Origin of the sequence: Arthrobacter sp. NPDC058288, assembly GCF_042880995.1 — a bacterium.
Classification (GTDB): Bacteria; Actinomycetota; Actinomycetes; order Actinomycetales; family Micrococcaceae; genus Arthrobacter.
The window spans coordinates 94,442-114,481 of the sequence record NZ_JBHVYH010000004.1; the positions used below are offsets into that span (position 1 = coordinate 94,442).

General features: G+C 64.9%; 19 protein-coding genes. 16 read left to right on the forward strand and 3 right to left on the reverse strand.

Annotated elements, in window-relative coordinates; genetic code table 11:
• Positions 1-7 precede the first annotated feature (7 nt).
• Positions 8-910 carry a succinate--CoA ligase subunit alpha gene (gene sucD, locus ACFVWT_RS13075; RefSeq protein ID WP_043478543.1) on the forward strand — a complete coding sequence of 301 codons (903 nt, stop codon included), beginning with the start codon at positions 8-10 and terminating at the stop codon, positions 908-910.
• Between the two features lie 142 nt (positions 911-1,052).
• Here the strand turns inward: sucD and ACFVWT_RS13080 are convergent, their stop codons facing one another.
• Positions 1,053-1,535, reverse strand: coding sequence for an SRPBCC family protein (locus ACFVWT_RS13080; protein ID WP_390248352.1), 483 nt, complete (start codon positions 1,533-1,535; stop codon positions 1,053-1,055).
• On the reverse strand, positions 1,532-1,894 hold the full coding sequence (locus ACFVWT_RS13085) for an ArsR/SmtB family transcription factor (protein ID WP_390248785.1): 363 nt from the start codon (positions 1,892-1,894) through the stop codon (positions 1,532-1,534). Before ACFVWT_RS13085 ends, ACFVWT_RS13080 begins: the two co-directional genes overlap by 4 nt.
• A gap of 177 nt (positions 1,895-2,071) precedes the next feature.
• Here ACFVWT_RS13085 and ACFVWT_RS13090 point away from each other — a divergent pair, with 177 nt between their 5' ends.
• The 9 genes from ACFVWT_RS13090 to ACFVWT_RS13130 all read left to right on the forward strand — a co-directional run bounded on the left by ACFVWT_RS13090 (position 2,072) and on the right by ACFVWT_RS13130 (position 12,653).
• A complete protein-coding gene (locus ACFVWT_RS13090) occupies positions 2,072-2,476 on the forward strand; it encodes a tautomerase family protein (protein WP_390248354.1) in 405 nt (134 codons plus the stop codon).
• 206 nt (positions 2,477-2,682) lie between these two features.
• Complete coding sequence (gene iolC, locus ACFVWT_RS13095) at positions 2,683-3,684, forward strand: 5-dehydro-2-deoxygluconokinase (RefSeq protein WP_390248356.1); 1,002 nt, start codon at positions 2,683-2,685, stop codon at positions 3,682-3,684.
• A complete protein-coding gene (locus tag ACFVWT_RS13100; protein ID WP_390248358.1) occupies positions 3,681-4,652 on the forward strand; it encodes a deoxyribose-phosphate aldolase in 972 nt (323 codons plus the stop codon). Before iolC ends, ACFVWT_RS13100 begins: the two co-directional genes overlap by 4 nt.
• Positions 4,653-4,694: 42 nt before the next feature.
• Positions 4,695-6,623, forward strand: a complete 1,929-nt coding sequence (gene iolD, locus ACFVWT_RS13105) for a 3D-(3,5/4)-trihydroxycyclohexane-1,2-dione acylhydrolase (decyclizing) (protein WP_390248787.1) — start codon at positions 4,695-4,697, stop codon at positions 6,621-6,623.
• Positions 6,624-6,674: 51 nt separating this feature from the next.
• On the forward strand, positions 6,675-8,186 hold the full coding sequence (locus tag ACFVWT_RS13110) for a CoA-acylating methylmalonate-semialdehyde dehydrogenase (protein ID WP_340532004.1): 1,512 nt from the start codon (positions 6,675-6,677) through the stop codon (positions 8,184-8,186).
• Positions 8,187-8,225: 39 nt separating this feature from the next.
• The gene (locus ACFVWT_RS13115) at positions 8,226-9,137 is read left to right on the forward strand and encodes a sugar phosphate isomerase/epimerase family protein (protein ID WP_390248360.1); all 912 of its coding nucleotides are present in this window, start codon (positions 8,226-8,228) and stop codon (positions 9,135-9,137) included.
• Between the two features lie 36 nt (positions 9,138-9,173).
• Positions 9,174-10,187, forward strand: a complete 1,014-nt coding sequence (locus tag ACFVWT_RS13120) for a Gfo/Idh/MocA family protein (protein ID WP_390248362.1) — start codon at positions 9,174-9,176, stop codon at positions 10,185-10,187.
• A 116-nt stretch (positions 10,188-10,303) separates the two neighbouring features.
• On the forward strand, positions 10,304-11,176 hold the full coding sequence (locus tag ACFVWT_RS13125; RefSeq protein ID WP_390248364.1) for a sugar phosphate isomerase/epimerase family protein: 873 nt from the start codon (positions 10,304-10,306) through the stop codon (positions 11,174-11,176).
• 10 nt (positions 11,177-11,186) lie between these two features.
• Positions 11,187-12,653 carry a sugar porter family MFS transporter gene (locus ACFVWT_RS13130; protein ID WP_390248366.1) on the forward strand — a complete coding sequence of 489 codons (1,467 nt, stop codon included), beginning with the start codon at positions 11,187-11,189 and terminating at the stop codon, positions 12,651-12,653.
• A 109-nt stretch (positions 12,654-12,762) separates the two neighbouring features.
• On the opposite strand, the gene ACFVWT_RS13135 is transcribed toward ACFVWT_RS13130, so the two are convergent.
• A complete protein-coding gene (locus tag ACFVWT_RS13135; protein WP_390248368.1) occupies positions 12,763-13,212 on the reverse strand; it encodes a MarR family winged helix-turn-helix transcriptional regulator in 450 nt (149 codons plus the stop codon).
• A gap of 164 nt (positions 13,213-13,376) precedes the next feature.
• Here ACFVWT_RS13135 and ACFVWT_RS13140 point away from each other — a divergent pair, with 164 nt between their 5' ends.
• The 6 genes from ACFVWT_RS13140 (at position 13,377) to ACFVWT_RS13165 (ending at position 20,027) form a co-directional block, all read left to right on the forward strand.
• Positions 13,377-14,627: an MFS transporter gene (locus ACFVWT_RS13140; protein WP_390248370.1), complete on the forward strand. Its 1,251-nt coding sequence runs from the start codon at positions 13,377-13,379 to the stop codon at positions 14,625-14,627.
• A gap of 196 nt (positions 14,628-14,823) precedes the next feature.
• Positions 14,824-15,819: a substrate-binding domain-containing protein gene (locus ACFVWT_RS13145; RefSeq protein WP_390248372.1), complete on the forward strand. Its 996-nt coding sequence runs from the start codon at positions 14,824-14,826 to the stop codon at positions 15,817-15,819.
• 52 nt (positions 15,820-15,871) lie between these two features.
• Positions 15,872-16,921, forward strand: coding sequence for an ABC transporter permease (locus tag ACFVWT_RS13150; protein WP_390248374.1), 1,050 nt, complete (start codon positions 15,872-15,874; stop codon positions 16,919-16,921).
• Positions 16,922-16,934: 13 nt separating this feature from the next.
• Entirely contained in the window at positions 16,935-17,852 is a 918-nt protein-coding gene (locus ACFVWT_RS13155; RefSeq protein WP_390248376.1) for an ATP-binding cassette domain-containing protein, read from the forward strand.
• Positions 17,853-17,889: 37 nt separating this feature from the next.
• Positions 17,890-18,996 carry a Gfo/Idh/MocA family oxidoreductase gene (locus ACFVWT_RS13160; RefSeq protein WP_390248378.1) on the forward strand — a complete coding sequence of 369 codons (1,107 nt, stop codon included), beginning with the start codon at positions 17,890-17,892 and terminating at the stop codon, positions 18,994-18,996.
• Positions 18,993-20,027 (forward strand): Gfo/Idh/MocA family oxidoreductase, encoded by a 1,035-nt coding sequence (locus ACFVWT_RS13165; protein WP_390248380.1) that lies wholly within the window; start codon positions 18,993-18,995, stop codon positions 20,025-20,027. Before ACFVWT_RS13160 ends, ACFVWT_RS13165 begins: the two co-directional genes overlap by 4 nt.
• Positions 20,028-20,040 lie beyond the last annotated feature (13 nt).

Genomic DNA, 20,040 nt, shown 5'->3' on the forward strand with positions numbered 1-20,040 from the left:
ACGCACCATGTCTATCTATCTGAACAAGGACTCCAAGGTCATCGTCCAGGGCATCACCGGCGGCGAAGGCACCAAGCACACCGCCCTGATGCTCAAGGCCGGCACCAACATTGTGGGCGGCGTCAACGCCCGCAAGGCCGGCACCACGGTCCTGCACGGCGATAACGAAATCACCGTTTTCGGTACCGTCAAGGAAGCCATGGCCGAGACCGGCGCCGACGTCTCCATCGTCTTCGTCCCCCCGGCATTCACCAAAGATGCCGTCGTTGAAGCCATCGAGGCCGGCATCGGCCTGGTCGTCGTCATCACCGAAGGCGTGCCGGTCCAGGACTCCGCCGAGTTCTGGGCACTGGCCCAGTCCAAGGTTGACGCGAACGGCAAGCAGGTCACCCGAATCATCGGACCGAACTGCCCCGGCATCATCACCCCGGGCGAGGCACTCGTAGGCATCACCCCGGCAAACATCACCGGCAAGGGCCCCATCGGCCTCGTCTCCAAGTCAGGCACCCTGACCTACCAGATGATGTACGAACTGCGCGACCTGGGCTTCTCCACCGCCATCGGCATCGGCGGCGACCCGGTCATCGGCACCACCCACATCGATGCTCTCGAAGCGTTCGAAGCTGACCCGGAGACCAAGGCGATCGTGATGATCGGCGAGATCGGTGGCGACGCTGAAGAGCGTGCTGCGGACTACATCAAGGCGCACGTCACGAAGCCGGTTGTCGGCTATGTGGCAGGCTTCACCGCTCCGGAAGGCAAGACCATGGGGCACGCAGGCGCCATCGTCTCCGGTTCTGCGGGCACCGCGCAGGCCAAGAAGGAAGCCCTCGAGGCTGCCGGCGTGAAGGTCGGCAAGACGCCGTCCGAAACCGCCAAGCTGCTGCGCGAGGTCTACGCAGCCCTCTAGGCCAAACAACAGAGCACTACGACGCGGGGTCACCCCGCCGTCCTTCGGGACGGCAGGTTGGCCCCGCGTTTCTGGTTAAAGTACGACGTCGGACGGTCGCCTGCTCCGGGAGGGCGACCGTCCGACGTCGTACTTTTGTGTCTTAGACTTTGGCGCTGCTGAGCAGCTCATCCAACCGCTCGTAGCCCTCTGTCATGCCGCCTTCCATGCCGGACTGCGCCATGCCGTCACGGGCTTCCTGGCTCGGGTAGACCGAGTGGCCAGTCAGCCGGCACCGGCCGTCGCCGAGGTCTGCGAAGGTCAGGAACTCGATGCTCACCACATCCGGGTAGCCGTCGAATTCGAAAGTCTGAATGGCGAAGTCGTTCTCCCGGACAATGTGGAAGACGCCATTGAAGCCATAACTTTCGCCGTCGGGTGCGGTGTGGGTATAACGGTAGCTCCCGCCGGTGCGGAAGTCGTAGTGGTCCACATCCATCTTCAGCCGCCGCGGTCCAAGCCACTGGGCGATCAGTTCGGGCTCCTTGTGGGCGCGGAAGACATCCGCCACGGGGAAATCGAACTCCCGCTCGAAGTCAATGAAGGGCAGCCCCTCCGGAACGGAGACTTTCAGGGCGTTGGTCATGATGGGTCCTTTGCCTCTGCGCCGCGTGAGGCGGCGTTTGATTGGAGCACGGCGTCAAGGCTGCGGAACTGGCTCTCGCGGACCAGCCGGTACTGGTCGATCCATGCGGTGAGTGCCTCCAGCCGTGCAGGGTTCAGGTGGACGGGCCGGCGCTGGGCGTCACGGGTGCGGGTGACCAGCTGTGCCTGCTCGAGGACCTGGATGTGCTTCGAGACTGCCTGTTTGGTGATCGCGAAGGGTTCCGCCAATTCATTTACGGTGGCCGGGCCACGGCTGAGCCGGGCGATGATGCGGCGCCGGACGGGGTCGGCAAGGGCCAGGAAGGCCGCATCGAGCAGTTCGTCGTCGCCGGTGTCCACAGCCTGCCAATCACCCCGGTCCGTTATCCCGCTGGTATTCAATTAATTCTTTTATCAACCTATCGGTTGTTTAAGGCTACTCCCGGAGTGGATCGTCAGCAAGGGCCTTTGTGGAGGTCTTGTCAGCACTTGCCATAGTTTGTTAGTATGACAGGACAAACTACTCAAGGAGCTAAAGTGCCGCTGGTACGTATTGATGTCAATCAGGGGCGCAGTCCCGAAGGCCTGAGCCGGCTTAGCCGGGCGATCCACGATGCGATCCTGGCCGAGTACGGAATTCCGGAACGTGATTACTTTCATGTCATCACAGAACATCCCCGCGGGCAGATCTTCGCGCAGGACGCGGGACTTGGCTTTGAGCGCACGTCCGACGTGGTGATGATCCAGATCTTCACCCAGGGTGGCCGCAGCCAGGAAGCAAAGCAATCCCTCTTTGCCGCGATCGCGGACAGGCTGGCGGAGCTGGGTGTGGCTGGCGAGGACGTGTTCATTGGATATGTGGAGAACGCTGCCAGGGACTGGTCCTTCGGTTTCGGGCGGGCCCAGTATGTCACCGGCGAGCTGGAAGTTCCGCAGAAATAGACCCGCCATGAGCCCGGTTTCGGCGCCCCGCGCAGACTAAAGCGCACCTCTATGCCAAGTTGTAAATATGTCAGTACAAACCTTTGACAGGACAATGATTCTAGGGCAAAGTAGTGGTTGTGGCCCCGCTCACGGGGGTCCGCCAGGCACCGGAGCTCTATCTGTTCAGAGGTACAGAGTTCAAACCAGAAAGGTCCGCGATTACCGTGACCCACGAACTGCTCACGATCGGGCGCATCAGCGTTGATATCTACCCGAACGACATCGGGGTTGATCTGGAGGACGTCACGTCCTTCGGAAAGTACCTCGGTGGATCACCGTCCAACGTTGCTGTTGCTGCCGCCCGGCATGGCCGTCGGACCGGAGTGATCACCCGTACCGGCGACGACGCCTTCGGGAAATACCTGCACCGCGAACTCCGCAAGTTCAACGTGGACGACACCTTCGTGACGCCGGTGAAGGAATGGCCCACCGCGGTCACGTTCTGCGCGATCAAGCCGCCGGAGGATTTCCCGCTGTACTTCTACGGACGTTTCCCCACGGCCCCGGACCTGCAGATCAAGGCCGAAGAGCTGGACCTTGACGCCATCCGGGACGCACGGATCTTCTGGTCCACCGTCACCGGCTTGTGCCAGGAGCCCAGCCGTGAAGCGCACATCAAGGCCCACGAAGCCCGCCCGCGTGAAGGGCTCAAGGAAGGCCAGTACACCATCCTTGATTTGGACTACCGCCCCATGTTCTGGGCCTCCGAAGAGGAAGCCCGGGAGCAGGTGGCCAAGATCCTGCCGCATGTCACGGTGGCCATCGGCAACGACAAGGAATGTTCCGTAGCCGTGGGCGAGGGGACCCCTGACGAGCAGGCAGACCGGCTCCTGGCCGCCGGCGTCGAAATCGCCGTCGTCAAGCTCGGCCCGGAAGGCGTCATGGCCAAGACCCGCACCGAGCGCGTGGTGTCCGCCCCCGTTCCGGTGGAGACCGTCAACGGCCTGGGCGCCGGGGACTCCTTCGGCGGAGCCTTCTGCCACGGACTGCTGTCCGGCTGGAGCCTCGCCGAGGTCCTCGATTACGCGAACGCCGCCGGCGCGATTGTCGCGTCACGCCTGTCCTGCGCCGACGCGATGCCGACGCCGGACGAGGTCACCTCGCTGCTGGCCGAACGCGGCCGCCTGGTTCACGGGCAGTTTGCCATCGAAGGAGCAGTACTGTGACTCTCAACGTTTCCCGGACCAACCCGGATACCGTCCCGGCCGCTGCGGGCGTGGACGACGATCCCCGCCGTTACGCCCACCTGAGCACCATCCGCCTGGAGGATCCCGACGCTGTTGCCCGCGCCGCGAAGGCCCGGCGCCGGCACCCCGGCCTCAAATATGGCCGGCAGAACTTTATCGTGGCAGCTGACCACCCGGCCCGCGGCGCCCTCGCGGTTGGCAATGACCCGGTGGCCATGGCCGACCGCCGGCAGTTGCTGGACCGGCTGCAGATCGCCCTGGCTAACCCGGATGTGGATGGCATCCTCGCTTCCCCGGACATCATGGATGACCTGCTGCTGTTGGGCGCGCTCGACGGCAAACTGGTCTTCGGCTCCATGAACCGCGGCGGGCTCACGGGCCTGGTTAACGAATTCGATGACCGCTTCACGGGCCATACGGCGTCCGCTCTGGAAGCATTAGGGGCCGACGGCGGCAAGATGCTCACGCGCATCTGCCTGGGTGACCCCGATACCGTCTCCCTGCTGGAGGCGACGGCCCGGGCCATTGATTCGCTGGCCGAACGCAAGCTGATCGCCATGGTGGAGCCCTTCCTGTCCGTGTGGCAGAACGGCAAGGTCCGCAACGACCTCTCCACCAACGCCGTCATCAAGTCCATCGCCATCGCCGAAGGCCTCGGCTCCACCAGCGCGTACACCTGGATGAAGCTGCCCGTGGTGGCCGAGATGGAACGCGTCATGGCCGCCACTACCATGCCCACCGTGCTTCTGGGCGGAGACCCGGAAGGTACCCAGGACGAAGTGTTCGCCAGCTGGGAAGCCGCCTTGGCCCTTCCCGGCGTGCAGGGCCTGACTGTCGGCCGGACCCTCCTGTACCCGCAGGACGGCGACGTCGCCGGCGCCGTGGCCACCGCAGCGTCCCTTCTTCACCACACCGCATCAGCCCACACCGCAGAAGTATCGGAGTAAGGTCCCATGGGGATGAGAACTGGAACAGCAGGAACCCGCCGCATGACCGTGGCGCAGGCTGTCGTTGAATACCTTTCCAAGCAGTACACCGTCGACTCCATCGGCGGCCTGGACTACCGCGAACGGCTGATCCCGGGAACGTTCGGCATCTTCGGGCACGGCAACGTTGCCGGCGTGGGCCAGGCGCTCAAGCAGTACCAGCAGCTGGATCCGGCGATCATGCCGTACTACCAGGGCCGCAACGAGCAGGCGCAGGCGCACCAGGCCGTGGGCTACGCACGCCACACCCGCCGCCGCCAGACCTTCGCGATCAGCACCTCGATCGGGCCCGGCTCCTCCAACCTGCTGACCGGGGCGGCGCTGGCCACCACCAACCGGCTTCCTGTCCTGCTGCTCCCCAGCGACACCTTCGCTACCCGGGCCGCGGACCCGGTGCTGCAGCAGCTCGAGCAACCCTATGCCTACGACATCACGGTCAACGACGCGTTCCGGCCGCTGTCCAAGTTCTTCGACCGTGTCTCACGGCCGGAGCAGCTGTTCTCCGCCTTCCACCACGGCCTTCGCGTCCTGACGGACCCGGCCGAAACCGGCGCCGTCACCATCTCGCTGCCACAGGACGTCCAGGCCGAAGCCTTCGACGTGCCCGAGGAATTCCTGGCCGAACGGGAGTGGCGGATCCGCCGCCCCGACGCCGACGACGAGGACATCCGCCGGGCAGCCGAAGCCATCCGCGCCGCGAAGCGCCCGCTGATCATCGCCGGCGGCGGCGTTCTCTACGCCTTCGCCAACGACGAACTCGCGAAGTTCGTCGAACTCACCGGCATTCCGGTGGGCAACACCCAGGCCGGCGTCGGCGTCCTGCCATGGGACCACAAGTTCTCCCTCGGCGCCATCGGCTCCACCGGCACGACGGCGGCAAACGCCATCGCAGCCGAAGCGGACCTGATCATCGGCATCGGCACCCGTTACGAGGACTTCACCACCGCTTCCCGGACCGCGTTCCAGAACCCGGACGTGAAGTTCATCAACATCAACGTCGCCGCCATCGATGCGTACAAGCACGGCACCACGCTGCCGATCGTGGCCGACGCCCGCAAGGCCCTGGTCAAGCTGAACCAGGCGCTTGGCGGCTACCGCGTGGGCGCGGACCTGGAACAGCAGGTCGCTGCCGAGAAGAAGCGCTGGGACGCCACCGTGGACGAAGCGTTCGACACCCGGTTCACCCCGCTGCCGGCCCAGAACGAAATCATCGGCGCCACGTCCCGTGCCATGGCTGCCCAGGACGTCGTTATCTGTGCCGCCGGCTCCCTGCCCGGGGACCTGCACAAGATGTGGCGCGTCCGCGACCCCTTCGGCTACCACGTCGAATACGCCTACTCCTGCATGGGCTACGAAATCCCCGGCGGACTCGGCGTCAAACGCGCAGCGCTGGCCGAAGCCGCAGCAGGCGGAACCCAGCGCGACGTCGTCGTCATGGTGGGGGACGGCTCCTACCTGATGATGCACACCGAACTGGTCACCGCCGTCGCCGAACGGATCAAACTGATTGTTGTCCTCATCCAGAACCACGGCTACGCCTCCATCGGCTCGCTCTCCGAATCCCTCGGCTCGCAGCGCTTCGGCACCCAGTACCGCGCCCTGAACGAGGAACAGCACAGCTTCGACGAAGGCGAAACCCTCCCGGTGGACCTGGCCCTGAATGCCGAGAGCCTTGGCGTGAAGGTCATCCGGATCGAACCGGGGGAGAAGGTCATCGCCGAACTCGAACAGGCCATCCGCGACGCCAAGGCGGCACCGGAGCGCGGCGGACCCATCCTGATCCACGTCGAATCAGACCCCCTGCTGGATGCCCCGGGCTCCGAGTCGTGGTGGGACGTTCCTGTCTCCCAGGTCTCCGAGCTCGAGTCCACGCAGCAGGCCTTCAAGACCTACACCGATCACAAGAACCGCCAGCGCAAGCTGCTCGGCTGAATCCCCAGGCACGCAGCCCCCTTCCCCCACAGACCAAGGAAGTCCACCACCATGTCAACGACGACCGTCACCACCACCATCAACCACTTCATCAACGGGGCCGAGACCGCCGGCGAAGGCGACCGCACCCAGCCCGTCTACAACCCCGCCACCGGCGCGGTCTCCGCAGAGCTGCGGCTGGCCAACCGGGCGGACCTGGACGCCACCGTAGCCGCCGCCCGCAAAGCCGCCGACAGCTGGGGCGACATCTCCCTGGCCAAGCGCACCGCGGTCCTGTTCAAGTTCCGCGAACTCGTCGCCGCCCACGTGGACGATCTTGCCGAGCTGATCACCGCCGAGCACGGCAAGGTCCTCTCCGACGCCAAGGGCGAGATCGGCCGCGGCCTGGAGGTCATCGAGTTTGCCTGCGGCATCCCGCAGCTACTCAAGGGCGACTACTCCGACCAGGTCTCCACCGGAATCGACGTCTTCTCCTTCCGCGAACCGCTTGGCGTCGTCGCCGGCATCACCCCGTTCAACTTCCCCGTCATGGTGCCGCTGTGGATGGCTCCGATGGCGATTGCCACCGGCAACGCCTTCATCCTCAAGCCCTCCGAGCGCGACCCCTCCGCCTCCATGCTGCTGGCCAAGCTGTGGAAGCAGGCCGGCCTGCCCGACGGCGTCTTCCAGGTCCTGCACGGCGACAAGGAAACCGTGGACGGCCTGCTGACCCACCCGGACGTGGACGGCATCTCCTTCGTCGGCTCCACCCCGATCGCCCAGTACGTCCACGAGACCGCCACCAAGCACGGCAAGCGCGTCCAGGCCCTGGGCGGTGCGAAGAACCACGCCATCGTGATGCCCGACGCCGACCTGGACAACGCCGCCGACCACCTCGCGGCAGCTGCTTTCGGTTCCGCCGGTGAACGTTGCATGGCCATCTCTGTTGCCGTCGCCGTCGGCGATGCCGCCGAACTGCTGGTCAAGAAGGTCGAAGAGCGCGCCCTCGCCGTCAAGGTCAACAACGGCACCGCGCCGGACGCCGAAATGGGCCCGGTCATCACTCCGGCTTCCAAGGAACGCATCGTGAAGATCGTCACCGAAGCGGAAGCCGCCGGCGCCGCAATGGTGGTGGACGGCCGCGACCTGGTGGTCCCCGGCCACGAGGAAGGCTTCTGGGTGGGCCCCACGGTCCTGGATCACGTCAAGACCGAAATGACCGCCTACACGGAGGAGATCTTCGGACCGGTCCTCGTAGTGGTCCGGGTCGAGGACCTGGATGCAGGCATTGCCCTGATCAACTCGAACCCCTACGGCAACGGCACCGCCATCTTCACCTCGTCCGGCGCGAACGCCCGGAAGTTCCAGCGCTCCGTGACCGTGGGCATGATCGGCATCAACGTACCGCTGCCTGTTCCGGTGGCCTACCACTCCTTCGGCGGCTGGAAAGCTTCGCTGTTCGGCGACAAGCACATCTACGGCCCGGAAGGCGTCTCCTTCTACACCCGTGGCAAAGTAGTTACCTCACGCTGGCCCGAGCCCACCCACGCCTCGGGTGCCTCGTACAACTTCCCCTCCAACTGACGCCGCTCCAGCGGAAGACCAGAGAAAGACATTGCTGTCATGACTGAGAACAAACTGATCATCGGCACCGCACCGGACTCCTGGGGTGTCTGGTTCGCGGACGATCCCAAGCAGACCCCGTGGGAGCGGTTCCTCGATGAGGTGGCCGAGTCCGGTTACAAGTGGATCGAATTGGGCCCCTATGGCTACCTCCCGACGGACCCCGCCCGGCTGGCCGAAGAACTCAAGCAGCGCGACCTGAAAGTCACCGCAGGAACGGTCTTCACCGCGTTCCACCGCGGGCTGGATCAGTGGGAGACCGCCTGGGAGCCGGCACGCAAGGTCGCCGAGCTCACAGCGGCCATGGGCGGCGAACACATCGTTGTCATCCCGGCCATGTGGCGCGACGACGTCACCGGCGAAGCAGTGGAAAGCGGCCAGCTGACCGAAAAGGCCTGGAGCGACCTGTTCGCCGGCCACAACCGGTTGGGCAAGACCCTGCTGGAGGACTTCGGCCTGAAGCAGCAGTTCCACTCCCACGCCGATTCCCACGTAGGAGCCCAGGAGGACATCGAAACCCTTCTGGCTGCTACGGACTCCAAGTACCTGAACCTGTGCCTGGACACCGGCCACGCCGAATACTGCGGAGCATCCAGTCTTGAGCTCATCAAGAACTACCCGGACCGCATCGGGTACCTGCACCTGAAGCAGATCAACCCGGACATCCTCAGACAAGTCAACGAGGAAAACATGACCTGGGCCGCGGCCAACCTTGCCGGCGTCATGACCGAGCCGCCGAACGGGCTGCCGGACCTGCGCGCCGTCATCGAAGCAGTGGAGGCGCTGAACCGTCCCATCTTCGGCATCGTGGAGCAGGACATGTACCCAGTGGCCTTCGACGTCCCCATGCCGATCGCCAAGCGCACCCGCAACTACTTGCTGTCCTGCGGCTCCCGCACGGCAGTCAACTAACAGCCGCCCAGGCACCCGAAACGTAAGGAAAGAACAATGACTGAAACCCTTCGCGTCGCCGTCATCGGCGCCGGCCGCATGGGCGCGGACCACATCCAGCGCCTCAGCAAGCGCATCCACGGCGCTGAAGTTGCCGCCGTCGTCGACGTCGACCTTGCCCGTGCACAGGCAGCCATCGAAGGCATCCCGGGCGCAGTGGCCTTGGCCGATGCGGAAGAGGCCCTCAACAACGGCGACGTCAATGCCGTCTTGATTGCCACCCCCGGCTTCCTGCACGAGGACATCCTGTTGAAGGCCCTTGCCAAGGACATTCCGATCCTCTGCGAGAAGCCGCTCACCCCGGACGCCGAATCCTCCTGGAAGATTGTCGAGGCAGAGGTGGCACTGGGACACAAGCGCATCCAGGTGGGCTTCATGCGCCGCTTCGACGCCGAGTATGCGGCCCTGGGACAGGTCATCCGGGATCACGAGCTGGGTGAACTGCTAATGCTGCACCACCAGCACCGCAACCCCACCACGCCTCCGGGCTTCACCAACGAGATGCTGATCAACGATTCGGTGGTGCACGAGTTCGACGCCATCCGGTTCTTTACCGGCGAAGAAATCACCAGCGTGCAGGTCCGCCTGGGCAAGGCCACAAAGAACGCCCCGGCCGGCCAGCACGATCCCCAGCATGTCCTGGTGGAAACCGAGTCCGGTGTCCTGGCCGACGTCGAAATCTACGTCAACGCCAAGTTCGGCTACGAAGTGGCCACGCAGGCGTCCTTCGAAGACGGCATCGTCAGCATCGGCGGCGATAGGGGACCCTACACCCGCAGCGCCGGCCGCTGGGGCGGCAACGTCACGCCCGGCTTCGAAGAGCGCTTCGGCGCGGCGTACGACGTCGAAATCCAGTCCTGGGTGGACGCGGCCCTCCGCGGCGAAATCGGCGGCCCCACCGCCTGGGACGGCTACGCCACCGCAGCCTGCTGCGAGGCCGGCGTCGAGGCACAGAAGAACGGCGAGAAGGTGGCCGTGAAGCTGAACGCCAAGCCTGCCCTTTACAGCTAGGCCCGTTAGCCCCAGGAGTTTTTGTCCAGATAACGCGACATCAAGGCCCTTTTGGGCGCGTTATCCGGACAAAAACCCGGTTCGACAACTGACTCATCCACAATGGAGTGTTCCCCGTGAAAATCGCACTTGATCCAACGCCGTTCCACCACTCGCACGGCCTGCTCGAATTCCCGCGGGTGGTGGCGGACCTCGGCTACAAGTACATGCAGATGACCCCGCACGCCGATTTCATCCCCTTCTACAACCACCCGAAGGCCGACGACGAACTGGTGGGCAAGCTCAGCAAGGCCTGCAAGGACGTGGGAGTCGAGATCGCCTCGGTCCTGCCGGTGCTCCGCTGGTCCGGTCCGGACGAGGACGCCCGTGAAGCCGCCGTCCGCTACTGGAAGCGCGTCATCCAGATCACCGTGGACCTCGGGGTCAGCACCATCAACACCGAGTTCAGCGGACGCCCGGAGAAGGCCGAGGAATCAGAGCGTGCCTTCTATCGCTCCATGGAAGAGCTGCTGCCGATCATTGAGCGTGAAGGCCTCGACGTCCTGATCGATCCGCACCCGGACGACTTCGTGGAGGAAGGCCTGGCCGCCATCCGCGTCATCCGCGGCCTGAACTCCAAAAATGTCGGCCTGGTCTACGTGGCCTCGCACAGCTTCCACATGAAGAACGCGCCGTTGGACATCATGCGCGCCGCGGGGGACAAGCTCCGGCTGGTCCACGTGGCAGACACCATGAACCACCACGCCTCGCACGGCCTGCGCTACATCACCAACCCGCCCGGCAACCCCGTGCGCGTGCACCAGCACCTGAAAATTGGCGACGGCGACGTTAACTGGGAGGAGTTCTTCGGCGGCCTGCAGGAAATCGGCTTCCTGGACCGTGAAGACACCGTGATGGTGTCCAGCGTCTTCGCCGAAGACGAGAACGCCGCGGAGGTTTCCCGCTACCAGTTGGACACGATGAACAACTACATCGCCAAAGCCAGGTAGCGGCCGCCCTATGAAGCAAACGGAAAATACGCTCCCCGGAACTTCTACCCGGTCGCTGGCCGGTCCGGCGGGTTCTGCTGCGCCGGTTCCCAATCCCAAAGGGTTTATGCGGCGGGTGGCCCTGTTCTCCACGTTCGGCGGCCTGCTCTTCGGCTACGACACCGGTGTCATCAACGGTGCCCTGCCGTTCATGCAGCGCGACCTCGGGCTGACGCCGCTGACCGAAGGACTGGTTACATCCACCCTGCTGTTCGGCGCGGCCTTCGGCGCCATTACCGCAGGCAGGTTGTCTGACCGCTTCGGCCGCCGCAAGACCATCATGGCGCTGGCGCTCATCTTCGCCTTCTCCACCATTGCATGTTCATTTGCGCCCACCACCGAACTGCTGGTGGCGGCCCGGACGGTTCTGGGCCTGGCAGTGGGCGGCGCATCGGTGATCGTCCCCGTCTACCTTGCGGAAATGTCCCCGGCTGCCCAGCGTGGGCGGATCGTTACCCAGAACGAGCTCATGATCGTCACGGGCCAGTTCCTGGCGTTCACGTTCAACGCCGTCCTGGGCAACGCCTTCCCCGAGGCGTCCCACGTGTGGCGCTGGATGCTGGTCATCGCCACGCTTCCGGCCGTTGTCCTCTGGTTCGGCATGCTGGTGCTGCCCGAAAGCCCCCGCTGGCTGGCCTCGGCCGGACGCTTCGGCGAGGTCCTTGACGTGCTGCGCAAGACGCGCGCCCCGGCGGACGTCTCCACGGAGTTCGATGAAGTGCGGCAGGCAGCCCGGGAAGACTACCAATCCAAGCTCGGAACATTCCGGGACCTTACCGTGCCATGGATCCGCAGGATCTTCGTGGTGGGCCTGGGCATGGCGGTCATTAACCAGATCAGCGGCGTCAACGCCATCATGTACTACGGCACCTCGATCCTCTCCAGCTCCGGCTTCGGGGACCAGGGCGCCCTGCTTGCCAATGTCGTCAACGGCATCACCTCCGTAGTCGCCGTCATCATCGGCATGTCCCTGATGACGAAGGTGCGCCGGAAGTCCATGCTGATTGTGGGCCTGGCGGGGACGGCATCATCGCTGCTGGCGATCGGCTTGATTTCGATGCTGATCCCCGAAAGCACCCTGCGCGGCTACCTGGTGCTGCTGTTCATGGTGACCTTCCTGGCGTCCATGCAGTCCTGCATCGGCACGGTGACGTGGCTGACCATGTCTGAGATCTTCCCGCTGCACGTACGCGGCATCGGCATGGGCATCTGCGTGTTCGTGCTGTGGATGATCAACTTCCTGATCGGTTTCTTCTTCCCGCAGATGGTCGCCTGGATCGGCGTTTCAACGACGTTCTTCATCTTCGTGGCCATCCAGCTGGGAGCCATCGTCTGGGTGAAACGGGTGGTCCCGGAAACCAAGGACAAGAGCCTTGAGGACCTGGAGCACTACTTTAAAGACGCCGCAGCCAAGGACCTGGCCGGAGTCGCCAAGTAACCACAACTAAATCGAGTTTTTGTCCAGATAATGCCTCTTGAACGATTCAAAGGGGCATTATCTGGACAAAAACTCTTTAAGGGGAGCTACGGCGATGGCTGGGGCGGGCCTAGGCGTGCGTGTGCAGCCTGGGCAGGGCGTCCACCAGCGGGGCCAGCTCCGGGATTTCCTGCGCCTCCGCAAGGGCCCGTTCCAGTGTGGCGTCGTGGGTGGGCCGCGCCTCGTCCAGCAGCTTGATGCCGCTCTCCGTCAGTTCGGTATAGATGCCGCGGCGGTCATCCGCGCAGAGGATGCGCGTGAGCAGGCCCCGGTCTTCGAGCCTGTTGACCAGGCGTGTGGTGGCGCTGGCGCTGAGGGCGGTGGCACGGGCCAGCTGCTGCATGCGCATGTGCCAGCCGTCCTGCCGGCTCAGGGCGTCGAGCACGGTGTACTCGACGACGGACAGCTGGGCCTCGGCCTGGAGCGAGCGTTCCAGCTCCGACTCAATCAGGCCGTGCAGGGCCGCCAAGGTACGCCATCCCTGTGCGCGGACCTCCACGGCGTCGTCCTTGATGCCCATCGTGTACTTCCCTTCAAATCGCGTACCCCACGGAGATGAAACGGGGCACAACAAATAATAGTTGCTTGCGCGCGCTATCTGCTTGTGCAACAATAAATAACGCGTCTGCAACTATTAGCCTACGCGCCCTACCCCATTCCGTACAGTTTTGAAGGAGCTCCGCCATGCCCATTGGCCTGTTAGCCCTAGCCCTCGGGGGATTCGGAATCGGACTCACCGAGTTCGTGATCATGGGCCTGCTGCCCGAGGTTGCCGCCGACTTCAGCGTCAGCGAGGCCACGGCCGGCTGGCTGATTTCCGGCTACGCCCTCGCCGTCGTCGTTGGCGCCCTGCTGCTCACGGCGGCCGTGACACGCTTCGAACGCAAGCCGGTCCTGGCCGTCCTGCTGGTGCTGTTCATTGCCGGCAACCTGGTCTCCGCGATTGCCCCCGACTACTCCGTGATGATGATCGGCCGGATTGTGGCCGCCTTGGCCCACGGCGCGTTCTTCGGCATTGGGGCCGTGGTTGCCGCGGACATGGTGGCCCCCACCAAGAAGGCCGGCGCTATCGCCATCATGTTCACGGGCCTCACGGCCGCCAACGTCCTCGGCGTCCCGTTCGGCACCATGCTCGGACAGGCCGCCGGTTGGCGCTCCACCTTCTGGGCGATCACGGGCATTGGTGTCCTCGCCCTGGCGGGCATCCTGACGCTGGTGCCCCGGACCGGCCAGGGGAGCGCTGCGGCCCAGGCCGCCTCCGGCGGGCTCCGCGTCGAGCTGCGCGCCTTCCGGTCCGGCCAGGTGTGGCTATCCATCCTTGTCACCATCCTCGGCTACGGCGGTATGTTCGGTGCCTTCACCTACATCGCCTATACCCTCACCGAGGTCTCCGGGTTCGCGGCGTCCACCGTGCCGTGGCTGCTGATCCTCTTCGGCATCGGACTGTTCATCGGGAACACCGTGGGCGGGAAGGCCGCGGACCGCAACGTCGACCGCACCCTGCTGGTAGTCCTCGCCGCGCTGGTGGTGATTCTGGCGGCCTTCGCCCTGACCGCCGGCAACCAGCCCCTCACCATCGCCGCCATTGTGCTTATGGGCGGCTTCGGCTTCGCCACCGTTCCGGGGCTCCAGATGCGCGTCATGAAGTACGCCGATAGCGCCCCCACCCTGGCCTCCGGCGCCAACATTGGCGCCTTCAACGTCGGCAACGCCCTTGGGGCCTGGCTGGGCGGCGTGACCATCACCGCAGGCCTCGGCTACACCTCGCCGATCTGGGCCGGTGCGGGAATCACCCTTCTCGGCCTGGGCGTGATGGCTTTCGCAGCCGCCAAAGCCCGGCGGCACGGAGGGGGCAGTACGACGGCGGCGACTTCCGTTCCCGCCGTTGCCGAAGTACCCGCTGTTGTCGACGCGCTGGCCGGTCGGAAGGGCTAATCATGGAGTGCCGGGGGTGACGGAAGTAGCCGTCATCCCCGGCTTTTTCGGGTCGGAATACGCGTTATCAAGTAAAAACATCCTAATGTCAGGACAAACTATTGACATTAGTGAGCCGAATCACCATGATCGAGGTAGACAGTGCTCCGGCGGTTGCAGAGTGGCAGCCCGGAACCTGAGATCAAAGGAGATTAAGGTGGCTAATTTTTCCTGGCGCAAGGCGGCCCTGGTTGCGGCGGTAGTGCCGATGATGGCGTTGAGCGCGTGTTCAAGCACCGGCGGAAAACCCGCCGAGACGGGTGGCGGCGCAGGTGGCGGCCAGGCTGCAAGCACGGACCGCATCAAGGTGGCTCTCATCACCCACGCTGCCGCGGGTGACACCTTCTGGGACATCGTCCGCAAGGGCGCCGAAGAAGCGTCGGCGAAGGACAACGTTGAGCTGCTCTACACGAGCGATCCGGAGGCTGGCCGTCAATCCCAGCTCGTCCAGCAGGCCATCGACCAGAAGGTTGACGGAATCGCGGTCACGCTCGCAACCCCGGATGCTTTGAAGGACGTCCTGAAGAAAGCCAGTGATGCCGGGATCCCCGTAGTGAGCCTCAACGCCGGTGAAGGCGTCTCGGCCCAGCTCGGGGCGTTCACCCACTTCGGCTCGAACGAAAAGCTCGCCGGCGAGGCCGTCGGCACCAGGCTCGCCTCCGAAGGCTACAAGCACCCGGTCTGCGTTATCCAGCAGCAGGGCCACGTGGGCCTCGAAGCGCGGTGCGCCGGCGTCAAGGCCAAAGTGCCCGGGACTGAAATCCTGTACGTCGACGGCAAAGACATGACCGCAGTCCAGTCCACCGCGACCGCCAAGCTGCAGGCGTCCAAGGACGCCGACGTCATCATCGGCCTGGGCGCACCCATTACGCTCACCCTCCTCAAGTCGGTCACGGACGCCGGCAGCGCTTCCAAGGTGGCAAGCTTCGACCTGAACGCGGATCTCGCGCAGAAGATCGTTGACGGAAATGTCCTCTTCACCGTGGACCAGCAGCCGTGGCTGCAGGGCTACATGTCGGTTGACGCGCTCTGGCAGAACAAGCGCGGCGGCTTCAAGCTCGGCGGCGGCCAGTCGGTTCTCACCGGTCCGAGCCTCGTCGACAAATCAAACGCGGCCGACGTCCTGAAGTTCGCTCAGCAGGGTATCCGCTAACAGCCCGCTGGCCGGGCCGGCCCGCGCCGGCCCGGCAGCAAGGAGAACCATCATGACCATCACCCAGACCAAAACAAAGACGGCGGCGCCCGATGAGCGCGTCGCCAAGCGCAGTCCGTTCCAGAAACTGCTGGGACGTCCCGAGGTTGGTGCCCTCGTGGGCGCCATTGTCCTTTTCATTTTCTTCGCGTTGGTTTCCCCGACGTTTACCCAGCCCAATGCGCTGGCGACCATCCTTTACGGCAGCTCGACGATCGGGATCATGGCGGTGGGGGTGTCCTTGCTGATGATTGGCGGGGAGTTCGACCTCTCCACCGGTGTCGCCGTGATCAGCTCGGCGCTGACGGCCTCGATGTTTAGCTGGTACTTCAGTATGAATGTGTGGGTGGGGGTCGGCCTGGCGTTGCTCGTGTCCCTGGGAATCGGGTACATCAACGGCTGGATCCTCATGAAGACGAAGCTGCCCAGCTTCATTGTCACCCTGGCCACGTTCCTGATGCTGACCGGGCTGAACCTGGGCCTGACCCGACTGATCGGCGGGGGTGTTTCCTCGCCGTCGATCTCCACCATGGATGGTTACAAGTCCGCGCAGGCCCTGTTTTCCTCCTCGGTGAACATCGGCGGGGTGGACGTGAAGAACACGGTCTTCATTTGGTTCGCTCTGGTTGCTGTGGCCTCCTGGGTGCTGCTGCGGACCAAGGTGGGCAACTGGATCTTCGCCGTCGGCGGTGACGCGAACGCGGCCCGCGCCGTGGGTGTACCGGTCAAGGCCACGAAGATTGGCCTGTTCATGGCCGTGGGGTTCTGCGGCTGGATCCTGGGCATGCACAACCTCTTCGCCTTCGACGCCGTGCAGTCCGGCGAGGGCGTGGGCAACGAGTTCCTCTACATCATTGCCGCGGTCATCGGCGGCTGCCTCCTGACCGGCGGTTACGGCTCGGCGGTGGGCGGTGCGATCGGCGCGTTCATCTTCGGCATGGCCAACAAGGGCATCGTCTACGCCCAGTGGAACCCGGACTGGTTCAAGTTCTTCCTGGGCCTGATGCTGCTGCTGGCCACCATCGTCAATCTCATCGTCAAGCGCCGCGCAGAGCTCAAGTAAAGGGGCCGGAGAAATGAATGCCAAACAGATTGACCAGCAGACCCTGCTCCAGAACGAAACCGATCCGCTGACGCACACCCCGGTGCACCTGCTCTCGCTGGACAAGGTCGGCAAGCACTACGGCAACATCGTCGCCCTGACCGACGTCACCATGGCCGTGGACAACGGCCGCGTCACCTGCGTCCTGGGTGACAACGGCGCCGGCAAGTCCACCCTGATCAAGATCATCGCCGGCCTGCACCAGCACGACGAGGGCGTCCTGAAGGTCATGGGGGAGGAACGGAAGTTCACCTCCCCTCGAGACGCCCTCGACGTCGGCATCGCCACCGTCTACCAGGACCTCGCCGTGGTGCCGCTGATGCCGATCTGGCGGAACTTCTTCCTCGGCTCGGAACTTACCTCCGGCTTCGGCCCGTTCAAGAGCATGGACGTCGAGAAAATGAAGGCCATCACCAAGCACGAACTCGCCGAGATGGGCATCGACCTCCGCGACGTGGAGCAGCCGATCGGCCAGCTCTCCGGCGGTGAACGCCAGTGCGTGGCGATCGCCCGTGCCGTGTACTTCGGCGCGAAAGTGCTGATCCTGGACGAACCCACCGCGGCCCTGGGCGTGAAGCAGTCCGGCGTGGTGCTCCGTTACATCCTGCAGGCCCGCGACCGCGGCCTGGGCGTCATTTTCATCACCCACAACCCGCACCACGCCTTCCCGGTCGGGGACCGGTTCCTGCTGCTCAAGCGCGGCAAGTCGATCGGCTACTACGAAAAGAAGGACATCACGCTCGACGAACTCACCGCCCAGATGGCCGGCGGCGCCGAACTCGCCGAACTCGCCCACGAGCTCGAACAGCTCGGCGGCCACGGCGACGTGGTCAAGGAAGTCAAGGGAGACGTGGCCGAGGTAGCACAGACTACCGGCAAGGCCTACAGCTGAACCCCGCCCGGACCAGACCTGTTGAAAGGACCATCTTTTGGCCTACATCACTCAAGACCCCGCCGGTGTTCCGGCTCCCGTGCAGATCGGCCTCATCGGCTCCGGCTGGATGGGGGCATTCCACGCAGAGAGCATCGCCCGCCGCGTTCCGGGCGCAGTCCTGGCGGCCATCGCAGACCCCAACGTTGAATCCGCGGAAGCGCTGGCCCGGTCCCTGGGCACCGCCAAGGTGACGCCTTACGCCGAAGACATCCTGGCTGACCCGGGAATCGACGCAGTCATCATCGCGAGCCCGGCCCGCTTCCACTCCTCCCTCATCGCCCAGGCTGCCGCCGCCGGCAAGCATATTTTCTGCGAGAAGCCCGCCGGCCAGGGGCTCGACGAGCTCGACGCCGCACTCGCGGCCGTCGAATCCGCCGGCGTGCACTTCCAGATCGGGTTCAACCGCCGGTACGCGGACGATTTCCAGGCTGCCAAGAAAGACCTTGCCGCCGGCGTGGCCGGAACACCGCAGCTCCTGCGGTCGCTGACACGGGACCCGGGCAACGGCAGCATCCCGAACGCCGCCAGGGTTCCGGCGTGGACCATCTTCCTGGAGACCCTGATCCACGACTTTGACACCCTCAACTGGTTCAACGAAGGCGCCGAGCCTGTTGAGGTGTACGCCGTGGCGGACGCCCTGGTGGAGCCGGACCTGCGCGAGCAGGGGTTCCTGGACACCGCGGTGGTGACCATCCGCTACAGCAACGGTGCGATTGCCGTGGCCGAAGCCAGTTTCAGCGCACTGTATGGCTACGACATCCGCGGAGAGGTTTTCGGCTCCAAGGGAATGGTCCAGGCCGGCCGTGCCACCGAAACCGCGGCCCGCCGGTATACCGCAGAAGGGTTGTCCGCCGACACGCCGCGGCTCAACGTCGAACTCTTCCGGCAGGCCTACACGGACGAACTTGCCGATTTCGCTGACGCGGTGCGTGCACAGCGCGACGGCGTGCCGCCGTCGTCGTCCGCTTTCACCCTCGCACCGGGGGCAGCCGACGCCCGGCGCGCGCTGGCGGTGGCGCTGGCCTGCATCGAATCAGTCAAGCTGGGCGCCCCGGCGGCGGTGGCGGCATCACCGGTGGATTATGCCGAGGAGAAATCATGAAGGACGTCATTCTTGGCCTGGTCGGAGTCGGGCGGATCGGCGTCATGCACGCCAACAACATCGCCGCGCTGAACGGGGTCCTCAACCCGGAAGGCATCAACGTCAGGCTCCGGCTCACCGACGTTGCGGAAGAGCACGCGCGGACCGTCGCGGCCGGGCTTGGCGCCGAGTTCCATCCCTCGGTGGGGGCACTCCTGTCCTCCGGGCTGGACGGGCTGGTCATTGCCACCGGAACGGCAACGCACCCGGAACTGATCAAAGCCGGTGTGGACGCAGGGATCCCGGTGTTCTGCGAGAAGCCGGTGGCCTTGAACGTGGCGGACGCGCTGCCGGTGCTGGACTATATCCGGGACCGGAAGGGCGTGGTGCAGATCGGGCACCAGCGCCGCTTCGACGCCGGCTACCTCGAAGCCCGGCGCGCCTACCAGGCCGGCGAGCTGGGCTGGATCCACTCACTGCGGGCCGTCACGTGCGACATGGCACCGCCTCCGGTGGAGTTCCTGGCCAGCTCCGGCGGCCTCTTCCGGGACTGCTCCGTCCATGACTTCGACATCCTGCGCTGGCTGACCGGCCGGGAAATCATCGAGGTGTACGCCAAGGGCTCCAATAACGGCGACCCGGCCATCAGCGGGGTGGGGGACGTGGACACCGCGCTCGCGCTGGTGACGTTCGACGATGGCACGGTCGGGACCGTCTCCGCCACCCGGTACAACGGGGCTGGCCACGACGTCCGCCTTGAGATCCAGGGCTCGCGCCGTTCGCTCATGGTGGGGCTGGATGACAAAACGGCGATGGCCTCGGCCGAAGCCGGCATCCACTTCCCCGCGGGGGAGCCGCACAAGACCTTCGCCGAACGCTTCGACCAGGCGTACCGCTCCGAGATGGCAGCCTTCGTGGAGCTGATCCTGGGCCGCAGGGAGAACCCGTGCACCCCGGAGGACGCCGTGGCCGCATCCCGGGTGGCGGACGCCGCCCAGGAATCGCTGGCAACGGGCGTCCCGGTCCGCGTGGCCCAGAAAGTGCCCCGCTGACCCCGGCGGACGC